Annotated in this window: 17 protein-coding genes; 1 reads left to right on the plus strand and 16 read right to left on the minus strand. The window is 68.2% G+C overall.

What is annotated here, in order from left to right; all coding sequences use genetic code 11:
• Positions 1-29 precede the first annotated feature (29 nt).
• The 5 genes from MEICH_RS0116650 to MEICH_RS0116670 all read right to left on the minus strand — a co-directional run bounded on the left by MEICH_RS0116650 (position 30) and on the right by MEICH_RS0116670 (position 5800).
• Positions 30-1106 (minus strand): quinone-dependent dihydroorotate dehydrogenase, encoded by a 1077-nt coding sequence (locus MEICH_RS0116650; protein ID WP_027893533.1) that lies wholly within the window; start codon positions 1104-1106, stop codon positions 30-32.
• Positions 1107-1127: 21 nt separating this feature from the next.
• Complete coding sequence (can, locus tag MEICH_RS0116655) at positions 1128-1793, minus strand: carbonate dehydratase (protein ID WP_027893534.1); 666 nt, start codon at positions 1791-1793, stop codon at positions 1128-1130.
• Positions 1794-2022: 229 nt separating this feature from the next.
• Positions 2023-3540 (minus strand): CoA-acylating methylmalonate-semialdehyde dehydrogenase, encoded by a 1518-nt coding sequence (locus MEICH_RS0116660; protein ID WP_027893535.1) that lies wholly within the window; start codon positions 3538-3540, stop codon positions 2023-2025.
• A 288-nt stretch (positions 3541-3828) separates the two neighbouring features.
• On the minus strand, positions 3829-4254 hold the full coding sequence (locus tag MEICH_RS0116665) for a bacteriohemerythrin (protein ID WP_027893536.1): 426 nt from the start codon (positions 4252-4254) through the stop codon (positions 3829-3831).
• A 208-nt stretch (positions 4255-4462) separates the two neighbouring features.
• The gene (locus MEICH_RS0116670) at positions 4463-5800 is read right to left on the minus strand and encodes an aminotransferase class III-fold pyridoxal phosphate-dependent enzyme (RefSeq protein WP_027893537.1); all 1338 of its coding nucleotides are present in this window, start codon (positions 5798-5800) and stop codon (positions 4463-4465) included.
• 119 nt (positions 5801-5919) lie between these two features.
• Between MEICH_RS0116670 and MEICH_RS0116675 the strand changes: the two genes are divergently transcribed.
• Positions 5920-6417: a DinB family protein gene (locus MEICH_RS0116675; RefSeq protein ID WP_027893538.1), complete on the plus strand. Its 498-nt coding sequence runs from the start codon at positions 5920-5922 to the stop codon at positions 6415-6417.
• A gap of 285 nt (positions 6418-6702) precedes the next feature.
• Here the strand turns inward: MEICH_RS0116675 and MEICH_RS0116680 are convergent, their stop codons facing one another.
• The 11 genes from MEICH_RS0116680 to MEICH_RS0116730 all read right to left on the minus strand — a co-directional run bounded on the left by MEICH_RS0116680 (position 6703) and on the right by MEICH_RS0116730 (position 16742).
• Positions 6703-6927, minus strand: coding sequence for an addiction module protein (locus MEICH_RS0116680; RefSeq protein ID WP_027893539.1), 225 nt, complete (start codon positions 6925-6927; stop codon positions 6703-6705).
• A 180-nt stretch (positions 6928-7107) separates the two neighbouring features.
• Entirely contained in the window at positions 7108-7818 is a 711-nt protein-coding gene (locus MEICH_RS0116685) for a PucR family transcriptional regulator (RefSeq protein WP_027893540.1), read from the minus strand.
• A 35-nt stretch (positions 7819-7853) separates the two neighbouring features.
• Positions 7854-9524 carry a M20/M25/M40 family metallo-hydrolase gene (locus MEICH_RS0116690; RefSeq protein WP_027893541.1) on the minus strand — a complete coding sequence of 557 codons (1671 nt, stop codon included), beginning with the start codon at positions 9522-9524 and terminating at the stop codon, positions 7854-7856.
• 28 nt (positions 9525-9552) lie between these two features.
• Positions 9553-9867, minus strand: a complete 315-nt coding sequence (locus MEICH_RS0116695; protein WP_245587698.1) for a DUF1905 domain-containing protein — start codon at positions 9865-9867, stop codon at positions 9553-9555.
• The gene (locus MEICH_RS0116700) at positions 9864-10391 is read right to left on the minus strand and encodes a DinB family protein (RefSeq protein WP_027893543.1); all 528 of its coding nucleotides are present in this window, start codon (positions 10389-10391) and stop codon (positions 9864-9866) included. The genes MEICH_RS0116695 and MEICH_RS0116700 overlap by 4 nt, the downstream gene beginning before the upstream one ends.
• 105 nt (positions 10392-10496) lie before the next feature.
• On the minus strand, positions 10497-11738 hold the full coding sequence (locus MEICH_RS0116705; RefSeq protein WP_036219602.1) for a hydantoinase/carbamoylase family amidase: 1242 nt from the start codon (positions 11736-11738) through the stop codon (positions 10497-10499).
• A gap of 88 nt (positions 11739-11826) precedes the next feature.
• Entirely contained in the window at positions 11827-12912 is a 1086-nt protein-coding gene (locus MEICH_RS0116710; protein ID WP_027893545.1) for an ABC transporter substrate-binding protein, read from the minus strand.
• A gap of 161 nt (positions 12913-13073) precedes the next feature.
• The gene (locus MEICH_RS0116715; protein WP_027893546.1) at positions 13074-14063 is read right to left on the minus strand and encodes an ABC transporter permease; all 990 of its coding nucleotides are present in this window, start codon (positions 14061-14063) and stop codon (positions 13074-13076) included.
• Complete coding sequence (locus MEICH_RS0116720) at positions 14051-14914, minus strand: ABC transporter permease (RefSeq protein ID WP_036219603.1); 864 nt, start codon at positions 14912-14914, stop codon at positions 14051-14053. The genes MEICH_RS0116715 and MEICH_RS0116720 overlap by 13 nt, the downstream gene beginning before the upstream one ends.
• A gap of 6 nt (positions 14915-14920) precedes the next feature.
• Positions 14921-15904, minus strand: coding sequence for an ABC transporter substrate-binding protein (locus MEICH_RS0116725; protein WP_036219605.1), 984 nt, complete (start codon positions 15902-15904; stop codon positions 14921-14923).
• Positions 15905-15938: 34 nt separating this feature from the next.
• A complete protein-coding gene (locus MEICH_RS0116730) occupies positions 15939-16742 on the minus strand; it encodes an ABC transporter permease (protein WP_027893549.1) in 804 nt (267 codons plus the stop codon).
• Between the last annotated feature and the right edge of the window lie 3 nt (positions 16743-16745).

The following is a 16745-nucleotide window of genomic DNA, read 5'->3' on the forward strand; positions in this document are numbered from 1 at the left end:
CCGGTGGTAGGGGCACCCCTGGGGGTGCCCTACCTCTTGACGATGAGGTCCTGGACGCGCTCGAGCCCCTCCCGCTCGAGGTAGGCCAGCAGCCCCCGGTTGATCCGGCGCGGCAGCATCGGGCCCTCGTAGATGAAGCCGGTGTAGACCTGCACCAGGCTGGCCCCGGCCCGCAGCCGCTCGAGCACGTCCTCGGCGGTGAAGATGCCGCCGACCGAGATCACGGGGATGCGCACCTTGAGCTCCTGGGTCAGGTACTTGAGCACCTCGAGCGAGCGGGCCGCCAGCGGCCTCCCCGACAGCCCGCCGCTCTCGAGGGTGGCCGACCTGAGCCCCTCGCGGCCGACGGTGGTGTTGGTGGCGATCAGCCCGGCGACGGGGTAGCGGTCCACCAGTTCCAAAATCTCGTCAATTTGGGCCCAGGTGAGGTCGGGGGCGATCTTGAGCAGGACGGGCTTGGCCTGCGGCTGGGCCTTGGCGAAACCCCCCACCGCCGCCAGCAGTTCCTCCAGCCGCTCGCCCTCTTGCAGCGCCCGCAGGCCCGGGGTGTTGGGCGAGCTGACGTTGATGACGAAGTAGTCGCCGTAGGGCCAGAGCTTGCCCAGGCTCTGCAGGTAGTCCTGGGGGGCCTGCTCGAGCGGCGTCACCTTGGACTTGCCCAGGTTGATCCCCAGCGGAGCCCTGAGCGAGCCCCCTTGCTGGGACAGCGCCGCCAGCCGCTGCGCCACCGCTTCGGCCCCCTCGTTGTTGAACCCCATGCGGTTGATGAGGGCCTGGTCCTGGGGGAGGCGGAAGAGGCGGGGCTTGTCGTTGCCGGGCTGGGGCAGCGCGGTCACGCTGCCGATCTCCGCGAAGCCGAAGCCCAGCGCGGGCCAGACGGGCACGGCCCGGGCGTTCTTGTCGAGCCCGGCCGCCAGGCCGACGGGGTTGGGGAACCTCAGGCCCAGGCACTCGACCTCGAGCCGCCGGTCCCGCACCGCGCAGCAGGCCGAGATCAGGCCGAGCGCCGCCGGGCGCTGGCCGCTCCAGGCCAGCCACCGCATCACCCGGTCGTGAACGGCCTCGGGGTCCTGCCGGAAGAGCAAGGGTTTGACCAGCGAATACACGCGGCCAGGATACCCTTCGGCTCAGGCGTTGGGCAAAGCCCGCACGCCCAGGTTGGCGATCGCCCGGTGGTAGGTGGGCTCGAGGTCGCCGGGGTGGCTGACCCCGACGCGCAGGGTGCGCAGGTGCCCGTCCGAGAGGCCGTAGATCCAGCCGTGCACGGTCACCCGCTGGTCCCGGGCCCAGGCGTCCTGGATGATCGTGGTGCGGCAGACGTGCGCGACCTGCTCGATCACGTTGAGCTCGCACAACCGGTCGACCTGCTCGGCCTCACTCGGGAGCGCCAGCACCAGCTCGCGGTGCTTCTGGAATACGTCCTGCACGTGCCCCAGCCAGTTATCGACCAGGCCCAGGCGCATCCCCAGCAGCGCCGCCCGCACCCCGCCGCAGCCGTAGTGCCCGCACACGATGATGTGGCGCACCTTGAGCACGTCCACGGCGTACTGCATCACCGACAGGCAGTTGAGGTCGCTGTACACCACCACGTTGGCGACGTTGCGGTGCACGAAGAGCTCCCCGGGCAGCAGGCCGACGATCTCGTTGGCGGGGACCCGGCTGTCCGAGCAGCCGATCCAGAGGTACTCGGGGTTTTGTTGCCTCGAGAGCTTGAGGAAGAACTCCGGGTCCTGCTGCCGGATCTGCGCCGCCCAGCGGCGGTTGTTCTCGAACAGATAGTCGAGGGAGCCCACGCGGCTATTTTAAGCTCCCGTCATAAGGAAGGGTGTCCCCGGGGATAAACCGGTCGAGGCTTGCCGGGGTTCTCCTCGTCCGTTTCCCAATTGGCGGGGTTGTTGAGGACGTGCTCGCAGGTAGTTGCAACCCGATCGGGCGCCGATGACGTTCGTCCGGGTCGTACCTCACTCAAACCAATAACATAGACCCTCCCCAAGAAGGGAGGGTCTGGCGGGGCCTCGAGCCCTACCGCACCTGCGGGAAGCCCAGGTCCACCTTGGAGGTGCTGGGGTCGGGCCAGCGGCTGGTGACCACCTTGGCGCGGGTGTAGAACTGCACGCCCTCGGGGCCGTACATGTGCAGGTCGCCGAAGAGGCTGGCCTTCCAGCCGCCGAAGCTGTAGTAGGCCACGGGGACGGGGATGGGCACGTTGATGCCCACCATGCCCGCCTCCACGTCGAACTGGAACTGGCGGGCCGCGCCGCCGTCGCGGGTGAAGATGGCGGTGCCGTTGCCGTAGGGGTGCTCGTTGACGAGCTTGAGGGCCTCCTCGTAGGTCTTGACCCGCACCACGCCCAGCACCGGGCCGAAGATCTCGTCGTCGTAGCACTTCATGCCCGGCTGCACGTTGTCGAGGAGCGAGGTGCCCAGGAAGAAGCCTTCACGCTGGCTCACCGCGTCCTGGCGGCCGTCCACCACCACCGTCGCGCCCTCCTTGGGGGCGTTCTCCACGTAGGAGGCCACCTTGTCGCGGTGCTCCTTGGAGATGAGGGGGCCCATCTCGTTGCCCTCCTCGAGCCCCGGCCCCACCTTGATCTTGGGCATGCGCTCCTTGATGGCCTCGATCAGGGGGTCGGCCACGTCGCCCACCGCCACCACGACCGAGATCGCCATGCAGCGCTCGCCCGCCGAGCCGTAGGCGGCCGAGACGGCGGCGTCGGCGGCCATGTTGACGTCGGCGTCGGGGAGCACGACCATGTGGTTCTTCGCCCCGCCCAGCGCCTGCACGCGCTTGCCGTTCTTGGTGCCGGTCTCGTAGATGTACTTGGCGATGGGGGTCGAGCCCACGAAGCTCACGGCCTTGACGTCGGGGTGCTCCAGGAGCCGGTCCACGGCCACTTTGTCCCCGTGCACCACGTTGAACACGCCGTCGGGCAGGCCCGCTTCCTTGAGCAACTCGGCGAGGTACATGCTGGCCGAGGGGTCCTTCTCGGAGGGCTTGAGCACGAAGGTGTTGCCGCAGGCGATGGCGTTGGCGAACATCCACATCGGCACCATCGCGGGGAAGTTGAAGGGGGTGATGCCCGCCACCACGCCCAGGGGCTGGCGGATCTGGTACACGTCGATGCCGCGGCTAGCCTGTTCGGAGTAGCCGCCCTTGAGCAGGTTGGGGATGCCGCAGGCGAACTCGACGTTCTCCAGGCCGCGGGCCACCTCGCCCAGGGCGTCGGGGAGGGTCTTGCCGTGCTCGAGGGTGATGAGCTCGGCGATCTTCTTGCGGTTGGCGTCGATGAGCTCGCGGAACTTGAACATGATCTCGGCGCGCCGCGAGAGGGGGGTTTGCCGCCAGCTCTTGAAGGCCTCCCGGGCAACGGCGACGGCGTGGTCCACCTCCTCCACGCTGGCGAAGTCCACGGCGGCCTGCTGGGCCCCGGTGGCCGGGTTCCACACCACCCCGCTGCGCCCGGAGTTCCCCTCCACGACTTTCCCGCCGATCCAATGCGACACGCGCTTGATGCCGACCTCAGGTTCTCTGACTGCCATTTCGACCTCCTGGATGCTCAGGCTTGTGGGTGAAGGTAGGGTTGGTGGGTGCTCGAGTTGCCTCATGGTAGAACCCGGGGTGGGGCGGTGCAATGGACAATGTGTCTAGACGAACGCCCGGCCGGCCGGCCGGGCGCTTTCTCACGGGACTGGATGCCCTCATACCCGATTCGGTTAGTTCGTCCCCGAACGGCGGCGGGCTGAAAGGGCCGAAGGGAGGGCTCTGGGATTCAAAAAGATAGCCTCCGGGGCTCTTCGGATCGGATGATGATCTTTTTGAATCCGGTATCAGGCCGCGCCGACGGGGGTACGGCCTCGCAATTGCACGTCGATGTTGCAGATGTGCCCCACCAGCCAGTTTTTCAGCGTCCCGTGCAGTTCGCGCAGCATCTCGACGCTGGCCCCTCCGCGCGCTTTGTGCTGCTGGGTGAAGTCGGCGTAGAGCGCCAGGAAGCGGTCGTGCGCCTCCTTGTTCTTGCGGGCGATGGGGCAGCCCCGCAGCGTCATGCACAGCTCCTCGTAGGCGAAGTGGGTGTTGACGTAGCTCTCCAAGAACACCAAGAGGTTGTCCACCTCTTCGCGGTCCGCGGGGCTGCCGGGCGGGGTGGACTCGAGCAGGCGCTCGAGGCGGTTGACGTAGCCGACGAGGTTGCGGTGCTGCTCGTCGATGCGGGGTTCGCCGGTTTCATAGCTCGTGTTCCACTCGATCGCCATAGTCACGCTCCAACGAGGCGAGTGTGACGAAAATACCGGGGAGGAATGTCCCCGGTAATACCAGGTTTGGGTGGATAGCCTCCGATCGGAGGCTATCCACCCCGACCGAAGGGAGTGCCCTGGGCTTCACAAAGATTTACCTCTGACGGATTTGAAGAGTATCTTTGTGAAGCCGGTATAACGCCGTCCTGGAGGGTTGTCCGGCCGCTCAATCGGCCGCTACGGGCGTCCCCAGCATCTGATCCACGAGCGCCAGGCCCTCCTCGATGACGCTGAGGCCGTGCTCGAGCTCCTCCTGGTTGATCACCAGGGGCGGGCAGACCCACAGCATGTTGAAGCGGCTGAAGGCGTAGACGTGCTTGGACTTGACGTGCCCCGCCAGCTTCTGCATCTCGGGGCTGGTGCCGTTGAAGGGGGCCAGGGGCTCCTTGGTGGCCTTGTCGCGCACGAGCTCGAGCACGCTAAACAGCCCCTTGTAGCGCACGTCGCCCACGCAGGCGTACTTGCGCTTCATGGCCTCGAGGCGCTCGGCGAGGTAGCGCCCCTGCACCTCGGTGTTCTCGAAGAGGTGCTCCTCCTCGTAGACCGAGAGGTTGGCGACGGCGGCGGCGCAGCTCACCGGGTGGCCGCTGTAGGTCAGGCCGCCCCAGAGCATGTTCTTCTCGAAGTAGTCGGCGATTTCCTGGCTCACGATCACGGCGCCCAAAGGCATGTAGCCGCTGGTGAGGCCCTTGGCGCAGGTCACGATGTCGGGCTTGACGCCGTAGTGCTGGGTGGAGAGCCACTTGCCGGTGCGCCCGAAGCCCGACATCACCTCGTCGGTGATGAGCAGGATGCCGTACTTGTCGCACAGCGCCCGCAGCTTGGGGTAGTAGTCGTCGGGGGGGACCAAGAGCCCGTTGGAGCCGGTGATGCCCTCCACCAGGATCGCCGCGATGGTGTGCGGGCCCTCCATCTGGATGACCTCTTCGATGTGGCTCACGCACTCGCGGCGGCAAGAGTCGGGGGTCTTGCCGAAGGGGCAGCGGTAGCAGTAGGGGTCGAAGACCCGCACGATACCGGGGATGCCCGGCTCCACCGGCCAGCGGCGGGGGTCGCCGGAGGCGGTCATGGAGCCCATGGTCGCGCCGTGGTAGGAGCGGTAGCGGGTGATGATCTTGTCGCGCCCGGTGAAGAGCCGGGCCATCTTCATGGCGTTCTCGTTGGCCTCGGCCCCGCCCAGCGTGAAGAAGCTCTTGGCGAGGCCCGTGACCTCGGCCAGCTTCTTGCCGAGCTTCCCGCGCGGCTCGGTGGCGAAGGAGGGCCCGGCGAAGCAGAGCTCATCGACCTGCTTCTTGATGGCCTCGAGCACCTTAGGGTGCTGGTGCCCCACGTTGATGTTGATGAGCTGCGAGCTGAAGTCGAGCCACTTGTTGCCGTCGCCGTCCCAGAACCAAACCCCCTGGGCGTGCGTCATGTGGATGGGGTTCGAGGTGCTCTGCACCGACCAGGAGAAGAGGGTGTAGTCGCGGTTCTCCTGGATGACTTCCGACGAGGGACGTTCCATAAGGACCTCCTGTGCCTTTGTTCCCCCAATGGTAGTCCCGGGAGGCGAGGGGACGCAATGGACAGTGTGTAAAAGCCGGGGTGCTTGCCCAGCGAAATTAGGAGGGCATATTATGTCTCATGCAAAACGGCGAGCCCCTGATCCGCCACGTCCTGACGACCTGGGAGGTCCACAACGGCATCCACCTCGCCCTCTTCGACGCCATCTCCCCCGCCGGCTTCGAGGCCGTGCCGCTGAAGTCGCGGGGGCGCACGGTGCTCGAGCAGTTCAACCACACCGTCTCGGTGCGGCTGGGCTGGGTGCAGTACCACCGCACGGGCAAGTTCCCCAGCCGCCGCACCCTCGAGCTGCCCGAGAACGTGCGGGAAGGCATAGCGCGGTCGGGGGAAGAGGTGCGGGCCTTCCTCGAGCAAGCCCTGGGGGGCGAGGCCAAGGTGCGCAACTTCGAGGGCAACCCGGTGCGCTTCATGGGCTACCTCATCTCGCACGAGTCGCACCACCGGGGCTCCGTCGCCCTGGCCCTCAAGCAGGCGGGCCTGAAGCTGCCCGAGGAGGTGGCGATGCAGGGCTTGTGGGGCCGGTGGATGTGGAAGTCGGGCAGCGGCGGCCAGGGCTAGCCGAAGCTGAGCTTTCTACTCCCGGCCTGGCTCAACCCGCCGGCGAAGCCAGATGATGAATACCGCATTGGGGTCGGGTAGATATACCACGTTGTAGGGAAACTTCTTCATCTGCACGCGCCGAATCCCCACCGGGTGGATCTCGGGCGCGGCTTCGGGGACAGGTGGATGCCCGCCAGAAGCTCCCGGAAAGCGGCGACGAACTTCTGTCCCAGTCCTGGCGAAAGGTTCCGGTAGTGTTCGGGGGCTTGGATGAACTCGAGCCGAGCCTCAGGATGAAAAACCTCAGCCGAGCCGTGACTCGGCATCGCGCAGGACTTCCTCGACCGGAATTCCCTTCGCCTTGCCGCTGCGAAGTTCTTCAGCCCGGCGGACCGCCACCTCGAGCCAAGCCCGCTCGTACTCCTCGGGGCTGAGGTCTTCCAAGCTGTCAAGCAGCCACCGGGCCAGGTCAGCACGGTCTTTGTAGTCCAAGTCCAGGGCCTGCTCGAGCACCTGCTCCTTGCTCACGGGTTTGTTTTATACCGGATTCAAAAAGATAATCATCCGATCCGAAGAGCCCGGAGGCTATCTTTTTGAATCCTAGAGCACACCCCTCCCTGACGGTCGGCGAAGAAAGCGTATCCCTTCGGTCGGGTTAGTCCGTCACCGTTCGGTGACGAACTAACCGAATCTGGTATTACGCTACCCCTACCGCTTGAGCAGCTCGAGCGCCACCCACAGCCCCAGCCGGCGTTCGGTGCTGTCGAGGTCGCCCAGCATGCCCTGGAGCTGCTCGAGGCGGTAGTAGATGCTCTGCCGCCGCACCCCGAGCCGGCGTGCGGCCTCGGCGATGTTGAACTGCGAGGCGAGCAGGGCTTCGAGCGTGGAGAGCAGCGTCGAGCGCGGGCGGCTGGGCAGGGAGAGGATGGGCCCGAGCTGGCGCTGGAGGAAGCCCTGGCTGCGGCCGGTCTCGATCAGGGCGTCGAGAAGGGCCTGGAGCAGGGGCTCCTCGGCCTTGGGGCCGTGGGGGCGCAGGATGCGCTCGTGGGCGGCGCGGGTGAGGTCGGCGAAGCGCACCTCTGAGCGGAAGGCCAGGATGGGGAACTCGAGCAGCCGCGCGGTCTGCAAGAGCTCGGCGGGCACCTCCTGCATCCACTGGACGAGCTCGAGGGCCAGCCCGTGCGCCCCGGCCTGGGCCAGCGCGCGCAGGTAGGCGACCTGGGCCTCGGGCGTGGCGCGGGCGAGCTCGAGGCCCGTGCTCAGGATCAGCTCGCCCCCCGACAAAAAGCGCCAGGCGTCCATGACCTCCGCGACGTGGACCCAGGTGACGATCTGGTCGAGGCGGGAGTGGCCGGAGAGCAGTTCGGCCCCGGCGAAGGCGGGCAGCTCGAGGATCTGGCGCAGGGTGGGCAGGCTCATGGTCGGGCGACACTCGAGTCTACGGCAAAGGGGGCTCAACCCCCCGCCAGCAGGCGGCGGCTCACCCGCCACAGCAGCTCGGGCAGGTGCTCGAAGGCGTAGGGCGCGTGCAGCCGCTCGGTGAACTGGTGGAAGTCGCGCCCCCAGGGGCCGATGTTGACGGCGGGAAGGCGCAGGGCACCTGCGAAGTCGAAGCGCCAGACGGGCCCGAAGGCCGGGGTGTTGGCCTGCATGGCCGCCACGCCCTCGGCGCTGTCGGCGCTGGCGAGGAAGCTCAGGTCGGAGATGCCGGTGAAGAAGGGGCGCACGCTGAAGCCCAGCCCGGTCTCCCGCGCCATGCGCCCGGCCTCCTCCTCCACCACCCGCCGCAGTAGCCGGTGGGCGGGGTCGGCGGGCTCGAGCGCGGCGATGGGGTAGTGCAGCGAGCCGAAGGCCAGCACCACCGCAGGGCCGGTCAGGCCGCTGTGGTCCCAGGCCCACTCGCACAGCCGGCGGCTGATCTGGGTGGGGGTCGCGCCGCCCTGGGCGAAGAGCTCGTCGCGGAGGGCGGCCAGGCGTTCGACGACCCCTTCCCCGCTATGTTCCCGTGCCGCCTGCAGCACCTCGGCGAAGGTGTACACCCCCACCTGCCAGACCGGCCCCGCAGGCAGCGGGTGGCCCAGGGCGGCGGCCCGCTCGAGCAAGACCCGCTGCCGCCGGGACCACTCCTCGAGCGCCCCCTCCACGGCCTCCTGCACCAGCCGCCGCCACAGCTCGAGCACCTCGAGCGGGCTGCGCCGGGCCGAGAGCTGGTTGTAGACGCACCAGGCCCGGCCCGGCGTGGTCACGTCGTAGTGGGTCTTGAGGTCGAGGTGCTGCAGGCACACCGGGGGCGGGGCCACCTCGCCTTCGGCCTCGTCGGCCAGGTCGGGGTGGGCCTCGAGGCGGTAGGTGATGGCGGCGGCGAGGTAGGCGGCGCCCAGCCCGTCGAGCGGGTAGGCGGCGTGGGTCTCGCGCCCGATCACCAGCACGCTGGGCAGCAGCTTTCCCACGCTGCCCAGGTAGGCCGCACGGCCCAAGGTGCCGTCCCCCGCGTCGTTGGTGGCGTCGAGGTTGAGGGCGGCCACCAATTCCAGGCCCCCCTCCGCCAGCTCGCGCAGCCGCGCCGCCGCCGAGCGCATGCCGTGGGAGCTGTTCTCCTCGTCCGGGGTGGCGACGAGCAGGAGGTTGCCCACGCGCCCGGGGTCCTCGGCGTGCTCGAGCAGCACCGCCAACCCCGCCGCGATCCCGCTCTTCATGTCGAGCACGCCCCGGCCGGGGAGGAACTCGCCGCCGCTCAGGTCCTCCAGCGCCTTGCGGTCGCTCTCGGAGCGGGCGTTGGCCGCCAGCCACTCCCGCAGGCGCGGCAGCAGGGCCTCGGGGTCGCAGGCCCAGGGCTCGAGCTCTGTGTAGTTGGCGGTGCTCACCACGTCGTAGTGCCCGGCCAGCACCACCGTCCGGGCGCCCGATCCGCGCACCAGGGCGAAGAGGTTGTAGCGCTCGCGAGGGTCGCCCTGGGTGCGCTCGAGCCAGAGGTCGTGGGGGCTGGCCTGGAAGTAGGGGTGCTTCGCCAGCAGGTCGCGCAGGAAAGGGGCGAAGTCGCGCTCGCCCGGGGTGTCGGTGACGCTGGGTTGCTGGACCAGGGCCAGGGTGAGGGAACGGGTTCGGTCGTGCCAGCGCGAAGGCATGGCGCTACGATACCCCGACGCAGGGGCGTCAGGGGCCGGCCTCGAGCCGCACCCTGACCCTCTGCCCCGCCTCGAGGCCCTCCGCCTTGCGAACCCGGTCTTTCAGCGGGAGGACGTACCGGCCGTCCTTAGGCCACAACGAGGTCTTCCACTCGGTCTTTCCCACGCGGACGTTCACGGGGATCATGCCCCAGCCGTAGGTCAAAAACCGCTCGGCGCCCTTGATGGCCTGGCTCTGCTCCTGGGGGACGGTGACGAAGTAGAAGGGGGCGGGGCCGCGCCACTCCCAAATCTCGCCGCTGAACTCCAGGCCCACCGGCTCACCCCCTCCCCCCGGCCTCACCACGCCTCCTGCCGCCACACGCCCCAGACCAGCTTTTCCTCCTCCTCCTCGCTCATCACGTAGCCCATCGCCTTGAGCGCCAGCTTGATCTGGCCGAAGTGATAACCCTCGTGCCAGAGCATGTGCTGGAGGAGCAGGAGGGGATGGTCGTAACTGGCGTGCTCGCCTTTCATGGGCTGGCCGCTGTGCAGGCGGTCTTTCACCGCTTCGCCGACGGCTCTAGCGCTGTGCTTCAGGGCCTCCTCGATGCGGCCGGGGTCGCGCTCGGGCAGCCGCTCCTCCCCCTCCCGGCGGAACAGCGAGGACAGGCTTCGGGCGAACTCGGGGGCGGTATGGGAGAGCCAGAAGAGCCGGGCCTGGTGGAGGTGGGAGAAGGTGAACGCGACGGAAGGGCTGCCCTCCATCGGCCGGGCGTCCATCCCGCCCTCCGGCAGCGCGTGGAGCAGGTTGAGCAGGATGGTGTTGCTGCGGTCCCACGAGTCCAGCAGGGCCTCGAGCAGGCCTGAGTCGGGCGCTTTTACCATGACGACCCCCTGTTCGCTTACGCAGTAAACGTAACAGGTATTACGATAGCAGCATATCCCGAGCCCCGCAACCCCTGGCGGCGCAGCGGCTTGGGAAGCTGGAAGCTAGCCCTGCTCGAGAATCCAGCGCAGGGTCTTGCTGGCGAGCCTGTCGAAAGCCCGCACGGCGAGCTCGAGGTGCTCCTCCTTGGTGTCCTCGATCTTGTTGTGGCTGATGCCGTAGAGGGACTGGGTGAACATCATCACGGTGGGGATGCCGGCGCGGGCCACCTCCGCCGCGTCGTGGAGGGGGCCGCTGGGCAGGCGGTGGGACACGCCCGCCACCTCGCGGATGGCCTCGTCGCAGAACTCGATGAGGGTGGGGTGGAAGGGGATGGGCTCGATGTTCCAGATGCGGCTCCACTCCACGGTGCAGTTCTCCTCGCGGGCGAAGCGCTCGCTGGCCTCGCGGGCTTCGCGGTACATCTGGGCCAGCACGCCCGCGTCGAGGTCGCGCTGGTCGAGGGTGCACTCGCAGCGCCCCACCACCGCCGTGACGATGCCGGGGAAGGTCTTGACCGAGCCCATCGTGCACACCGCGTCGGGGTGCTTCATGGCGATGGGGCGGATCTCGAGGGCCAGCTTGGCCGCCGCCGCCAGCGCGTCGCGCCGCGCGGTCATGGGGGTGGAGCCGGAGTGGGCCTCCTGGCCGTGGAAGGTGATCTGGTGGCGCTCGACGCCCTTGGTGCCCAGCACCACGCCCAGCGGCAGCCCCAGCCTTTCCAGCACCGGGCCCTGCTCGATGTGCAGCTCGAGGTAGGCCGCCGCGTTCTGCTGCTCCTTCGCCGCCTCGGGGAAGCGCTCGATGTCCACGCCGCAGCGCCGCAGCGCGTCCTCCAGCCGCACCCCACCCTTGTCGGTGCGGCCCCGGTCGGCCTCGATGGTGTGGGTGCCGGCGAAGGCCGACGAGCCCAGCAGGCTGCGCCCGAAGCGGGCCCCCTCCTCGTCGGCCCAGTCCACCAGGCGCACGGTGACGGGGGGCCTGCCGCCGTACTCCGCGGCGATGCGGCGCAGCACCTCGAGGCCCGCCATCACGTTGAGGCAGCCGTCGAGCCAGCCGCCACCCGGCACGCTGTCGAGGTGCCCGCCCATCAGCAGGGCTTTCTCGCTCTCCCCGCGCAGCGTGACCCAGTTGTTGCCGGCGGCGTCCTGGTGGAACTCCACCGGCAATCCCTCGAGCTTGGAGCGGAACCACTCGCGGGCCTTGAGCCAGGTGTCGGTCCAGGCCACCCGCTGGGCCCCGTTCTCGTCGCCGGTGAGCGCGCGGAGTTCCTTGAGTTCGGCGATGGTGCGTTCGGGCTCGAGCATCACTCCTCCGAAAAAGGGGGGCGAACCTCGAGGTTCGCCCCTACGTTCGCGGTTGGACTAGGGACGATCCTGGGGATCGTCCGCTGGCTTACTTGTAGTCGGCGGCCTTCTTGCCGGTGGCCTCTTCCCAGGGGCCGTAGTCGACGGCCTGGCGGGGCGGGTCCTTGGTGAGGATGCCCTGGTCGCGCAGCAGCTTGACCGAGGCCTGGAAGTCGGCAGGGGCCAGGAAGCCGGCCCAGCCCTTGGTGGTGGCCCCGGCGTTGTAGAGCTTGGCGATCTCGGCCATCTGCCAGGTCTGGTGGCCCTTGGCGTCGGCGCGGGAGCCCGAGCCCTTACAGGTGTTGCCGCAGAAGGGCAGCACGTACTTCTCCACCGTCTCGGCCTGGTTCTTCACCGCCCAGTCCCAGCCCTGCAGCGAGGCGCGGATCAGCCGGGCGGCGACCTGGCGGCCGGTGAGCCCCGAGCCCTTGAAGTTGCGCTCGTTGAGCACGCGCTCGGTGGTGAAGATGAGGTCCTCGAGCAGGTTGATGCCCTCGTCGGCGAGCTTGAACACGTCCACCTTGCTCTCGTCGTAGCCCAGCCCCGCGATCTGGTTGACCTCGTTGTAGGTCATGGCCGAGACCAGTTGCACCTTGTCCGGGAAGACCAGCGAGGGGTCGAAGGGGTAGCTCACCGCCTTGACGTCGGGGTTGGCGGCGCGGGGGTCGAGGGAGGAGGTGAGGCCGCACTTGCGGAACAGCGCCACCGCCGGGTACTCGTTGCCCGAGGGCCACACGCCCACGCTCTTGCCCTTGAGGTCCTTGCACAGGTCCTTGATGCCCGTGGACTTCAGCGCCACCAGCGTGAAGCCCGAGCGCTGGAAGATCTGGGCCAGGTGCACCACGGGGATGCCGCGCTCACGCGCGACGAGCAGGTCGGCGATCCAGGTGGTGCCGAAGTCGGCGGCGCCCGACTGCACGACCTGGATGGGCGACTGGTCGCCCGCGGGCAACAGGGTCACGTCGAGGCCCTGGGCGCGGAAGAAACCCCGCTCCTTCGCCACGAAGAAGCCGGCGAACTGCGCCTGGGGGAACCACTTGAGCTGCAGGTTGACCTTGATCAGGTTCTGCTGGGCCGTGCCCAGCGACGCCGTCGCCATTGCCAGCACTGCCAATACAACCGTCCACTTCCTCATCCTCTGACCTCCTGCACGAACTGCACGACGATAGTGGCCTCAAAAACCCCGAAATAACCTGCTCCTCCGAGATTCACCTCCTGGATTGCCGATGGCTTACAGCCGATAGCTTATAGCTAAAAAACCCCTCGCGCTATTGGCTAGCGGCTAGCGGCCACGAGCTACTCCCTGAACGAGACGTGCCAGCCGGTGAGCCGGCGCTCGAGCCAGGCCACCAGGCCGTACCAGGCGATGCCGATGACCGAGGCCACGATGATGGCCGACCACACGATGTCGAAGCCGAAGCGCCCGGCCTCGATCTGGATGCGGAAGCCCAGCCCCTGCCCGTTGGCACCGAAGAACTCGCCCACGATGGAGCCGATCATGGCCAGGGTGGTGCCGAGCTTGAGGGCGTTGAAGATGAAGGGCAGGGCGTTGGGGACGCGCAGCCAGCGGTACTGCTGGGCCTCGCCCGCCGCGTAGGAGCGCATGAGGTCGAGGGAGAGCGGGCTGACCTCGGTGAGGCCGCGGAAGGTGTTGACCACCACCGGGAAGAACACCGTGATGGCGACGATGGCGGCCTTGGAGGGCCACTCCAGCCCCATCATCTTCACCAGCACCGGGGCCAGCGCCACGATGGGGATGCTCGAGAAGGCGGTGGCGTAGGGCAAGAAGCCGCGCTCGAGGAACACGAAGCGGCTCACCAGCAGCGCGGTCGCCACGCCCAGGCCGCAGCCGACGAGGTAGCCGGTGAAGGCCTCGAGCACCACCGTCTGGTAGGCGTCCTGCAACAGCACGTCGCGCACGGCCCACAGCGTGGCGAAGACCCGCGTGGGCGTGGGGATCAGGCCCGCGGGCACCTGGTACGCCCGCAGCAGGGCCTCGACCGTCAGGAGCACCAGGGCCAGGGTGAGCCCGGCCGGGATGAAGCCGACGAGCGGGCCGGTGCGGACGGCGGCGAGGAAGTTGGCGACCCGGGCCACCCCGTAAGCCGCCGCCGCGAAGCCCGCCAGGATCAGCAGCTTCTGGCCCGTCCCCGCGAGGTCGCTGCGGTCCCACCAGCTCCAGATGAACAGCGCCAGCAGGGCGAAGCCCAGCCCCACCGCCGCGACGCCGAGCCAGGGCAGGGGGCGGGCCGCGGGCGACGGGCGCCCCACCTTCAGCGCTTCCACGGCGTCACCACCTTCTCGAGCCACCCCACCAGCGCCACCAGCAAGATGCCCAGCACCGCCGAGGCGATCATGATGACCCAGGTCGCCACCACGTCGGAGGCGCGGGAGTTCTCGGCGAGCATCTTGCCGATGCCCTGGAAGCTGATGGTGGAGATCTCGGCCACGATGGCCCCGATCAGGGCGGCGGTCATCGCCACCTTGAAGGCGGTGAAGAGGTAGGGCAGCGAGGCCGGGAAGCGCAGCTTGAGGTAGGTCTGCCAACTGCTGGCGTTGTAGGTCTTCATCAGGTCGAGGGAGAGCGGGTCGGGGCTGCGCAGGCCCTTAGCCACGCCGATGGCGATGGGGAAAAAGGCGATGTAGGCCGCGATGATGGCCTTGGGGATCCAGCCCTGCACCCCGTACTGGCCCAACAGCACCACCAGCATGGGCGCGATGGCGATGATGGGCACGGTCTGCGAGGCCACGATCCACGGCAGCAGCGAGCGCTCGAAGGCCCTCGAGGCCACGATCCCGATGGCGAAGAAGAACCCCACCACCGCCGCCAGGGCCAGCCCCACCAGGGTCTCGAGCGCCGTCACCGCCGCGTTGCGCGGGATGGCGTTGGGCGAGCCCAGCGGGAAGAGCAGGTTGGCGAAGCCGGTCCACAGCTGCTGCGGCGAGGGCAGCACGGGGCTGCGCAGTTGGGTGGCGCACTCCAGCGCCGAGCCGCACGGCAGCGCCGCGCCGCTGTCGAGCGCCCGCTGGGCCACCGGGACGTTGGCGAGGAGCATCAGCGGGTAGTACAGCGCCGCGATGACCAGGGCCACTGCGAGCATGGGGACGAGGTTGGGCGAGCGCAGGCGGGAGAGCATAGGGCCTTATTTCACCCCGCTGGGGATGGCGCTGACGAAGCCGGCGAGCGAGGCGCTGTCGAGCAGGCCGGCGGCCTGGAGCTGCTGGGCCATCTTCTGCAGCTTGGCGGTGTTGACGTAGCCGAGCCCGTTCTTCTGGGTGTCGGGCGTGACCATGATCTTCCTGATCTGCTCGAGGCCCGCGAGCTCGAAGGGGATGTCGAGGTTGGGGTTGTACTTCGCCAGGATCTTCCCGGCCTCCTGCGGGTTGTCCAGCGCGTAGCGGAAACCCTTGTAGCGGGCCTGGACGAACTTCCTGACCTCGCCCGGGTACTTCTTCAGCACGTCCTCGGTGGTGAAGAGCACGTTCTCCGGCCAGTCCACGCCGAAGTCCTTGTAGCTGTAGACGTAGTACTTCTCCTTCGCCTGCTTCTGCGCCACCATGACCTCGTTGTAGATCATGGCTGAGGCGAAGGGGTACTGCTTGGCGAGCCAGCCGCCCAGCGTGGCGGGGTCGCCCTGCTGGTTGACGACCTGCAACTGCTTCTCCCAGCCCTTGCCCACCACGGCCTTGATGGGCTTGTCGTAGCCGATCCAGGTCGCGAAGGTGCCCTTGATGTCGGCGGGCTTGGCGATGGGCTGCCAGGAGAGGATGCGCATGGCCGACTCCTGGAAGTCGGCGGCCACGATCACCAGCGGCAGCTTCTGCTTCTGGCGGGCCTCGAGCAGGTTGTAGGGGTAGTCGATGCCCAGCACCAGCTTGCCCGCCTTGGCCTCGGCCATCACCCGGTCGATGGGCGAGAGCCCGGGGCCGCCCGGCACCACCGTCACGTCCAGGCCCGCCTCCTTGTAGAAGCCCTTGTCCACGGCCACGGGGTCGCCGATGGACTCGGCGTGGATGAACCACGACTCGATGATGGTGGCCTTGGTCAGGTTGCCCTGGGCCGTGCCCAAAAGCCCCCCCGCCAGTAGCCCCGATGCCAGCACCGCGAATGCCGCCGTCTTCCTCATGCCGACCTCCTCCTAAATAAGCCCATAAGCTGCTTCAACCCTTCCTGGTCATCTCGAGGTGCCATCCCACGAAGCGCCGCTCGAGCGCCGTGAGCACCCCCAGCAAGAGCCAGCCCACCACCGTGCAGAACACCGCTGCCAGGAAGACCCGCGCGGTGTTGCCCACGTAGCGCGAGTCGAGGATCATGAACCCCAAACCCTGAAAAGCCCCGAACAGCTCGCCCACGATGGCCCCGTTCACCGCCGCCATCGCCGCCCCCTTGAGGCTGGTGAAGATGATGGGCAGCGCGAAGGGCAGCTTCAGGTAGCGCACCCGCTGCACGAAGCTCGCGCTGTAGGAGGTGAGCAGCTCCTCCTTGGTCGCGTCGGTGGAGACCATCCCCTTGTGCACGAAGTAGACCAGCGCGAAGAAGGCGTACAGCGCCGCGATCGCCACCTTCGAGCCGATGCCGCCCACCCCTAGCCACACCACCACCAGGCTCGCCAGCGCCACGAAGGGGATGGAGTTGAGCGTGGAGACGGCGCGGAAGATGAAGTCCTCGAGCCACTCCGGCAGCACGATCAAGAGCAGCGCGGCCAGGTGCGCGACCAGGGCGCCCAGCAGGAAGCCCAGCACGATCTCCTGCGTGGTGATCCAGGCGTGCGCGAGCACCAGGGCCGGGGTCTTGAGGAACTCCTCGAGGATGCGCGAGGGCCCGGGCAGGAGGAAGGGCGAGTTGTACAGCCGCGCCCCTACTTCCCACAGGCTCAGGGCCACCACGGCGAACACCAGCCAGCGCACGCCCTCGTTCTTCCACAGAGGGGGAGCGTTGCGGGGGGGATGTACGACCCTGGCCATGCC

The organism is Calidithermus chliarophilus DSM 9957, assembly GCF_000430045.1.
Lineage (GTDB): Bacteria > Deinococcota > Deinococci > Deinococcales > Thermaceae > Calidithermus > Calidithermus chliarophilus.